The organism is Saliniferula longa (assembly GCF_050789285.1).
GTDB lineage: Bacteria > Pseudomonadota > Alphaproteobacteria > Rhodobacterales > Rhodobacteraceae > CAVPWP01.
This window is the reverse complement of sequence record NZ_JBOUVX010000005.1, coordinates 1-1,925: the sequence shown is the minus strand read 5'-3', so window position 1 is coordinate 1,925 and position 1,925 is coordinate 1. Positions and strand designations below refer to the sequence as shown.

Below are 1,925 nucleotides of genomic sequence, written 5' to 3'. Positions count from 1 at the left end.
ACCGTCTTCCGGGTTTGTATCCGGGGCGCATGTGGACGCGGAGCGGTATGCGGCGCTTTATGCCGAGAGCGTGTCGGACCCCGAGGGGTTCTGGCGTCGCGAGGCGGGGCGCGTGGACTGGATGCGTCCGTTCACGAAGGTGAAGGACACGTCCTTCGCGGCGGGCGACGTGCATATCCGCTGGTTCGAGGACGGCACGCTGAACGTGGCGGCGAACTGCGTCGACCGGCACCTGGCGACGCGCGCGGGCCAGACCGCGATCATCTGGGAGCCCGACGACCCGTCCGAGCCGGCCCGCCACATCACCTATGCCGAGCTGCACACCGCCGTCTGCAAGTTCGCCAACATCCTCGAGACGCTCGGCATCCGCAAGGGCGACCGGGTCGTGCTCTACCTGCCGATGATCCCGGAGGCGGCCTATGCCATGCTGGCCTGCGCGCGCATCGGCGCGATCCACTCGATCGTCTTCGCGGGCTTCTCGCCCGACGCGCTGGCGCAGCGGATCAACGGCTGCGACGCCAAGCTCGTGATCACCGCCGACCATGCGCCGCGCGGCGGCCGCAAGACGGCGCTGAAGTCGAACACCGACCAGGCGCTTCTGGCCTGCAAGGACACGGTCAAGTGCCTGATGGTGCGCCGCACCGGCGAGCAGACCACCTGGATCGAGGGCCGCGACTTCGACTACGGCGAGATGGCGCTCGAGGCCGACACGCACGCCGCCCCCGCCGAGATCGGTGCCGAGGACCCGCTCTTCATCCTCTACACCTCGGGCTCCACCGGGCAGCCCAAGGGCGTGGTGCATACCTCGGGCGGCTATCTCGTCTATGCCGCGATGACCCACCAGCTGACCTTCGACTACCACGACGGCGACATCTTCTGGTGCACCGCGGACGTGGGCTGGGTGACCGGGCACAGCTACATCGTCTATGGCCCGCTCGCCAACGGCGCCACCACGCTGATGTTCGAGGGCGTGCCGACCTGGCCCGACGCGGGCCGCTTCTGGGAGGTCTGCGCCAAGCACAAGGTCACCCAGTTCTACACCGCCCCCACCGCGATCCGCGCGCTGATGGCGCATGGCCCCGAGCCGGTCGAGAAGCACGACCTCTCCTCGCTCAAGCTCCTCGGCACCGTGGGCGAGCCGATCAACCCCGAGGCCTGGGCCTGGTACGACACCCACGTCGGCAAGGGCCGCTGCCCGATCGTCGACACCTGGTGGCAGACCGAGACCGGCGGCCACCTGCTGACGCCGCTGCCCGGCGCCATCCCGACCAAGCCCGGCTCGGCCACGCTGCCCTTCTTCGGCGTCCAGCCGGTCATCCTCGACCCCCAGAGCGGGGCCGAGATCACCACCACCGAGGCCGAGGGCGTGCTCTGCCTCAAGGACAGCTGGCCCGGCCAGATGCGCACCGTCTGGGGCGACCACGCGCGCTTCGAGAAGACCTACTTCGCCGACTACAAGGGCTACTACTTCTCGGGCGACGGCTGCCGCCGCGACGCCGACGGCTATTACTGGATCACCGGACGGGTCGACGACGTCATCAACGTCTCGGGCCACCGCATGGGCACCGCCGAGGTCGAAAGCGCGCTGGTCGCCCACGCCAAGGTCGCCGAGGCCGCCGTCGTCGGCTATCCCCACGCCGTCAAGGGACAGGGCATCTACTGCTACGTCACGCTGATGAACGGTGTCGAGCCCACCGACGCGCTCAGGAAGGAACTGCGCGACTGGGTCCGCACCGAAATCGGCCCCATCGCCAGCCCCGACCTCATCCAGTGGGCCCCGGGCCTGCCCAAGACCCGCTCCGGAAAGATCATGCGACGCATCCTGCGAAAGATCGCCGAAAACGACTATGCCGCCCTCGGTGACACCTCCACACTCGCAGACCCAAACGTCGTCACAGACCTCATCGATAACAGGATGAACAGGG

1 protein-coding gene is annotated in these 1,925 nt (G+C 68.5%); it reads left to right on the top strand.

Annotated features, from left to right (window positions below; genetic code table 11):
* Positions 1-31 precede the first annotated feature (31 nt).
* Positions 32-1,925 (top strand): acetate--CoA ligase (gene acs, locus ACRDNQ_RS18545; RefSeq protein ID WP_431830207.1); only part of this gene is annotated, 1,894 nt, incomplete at its 3' end.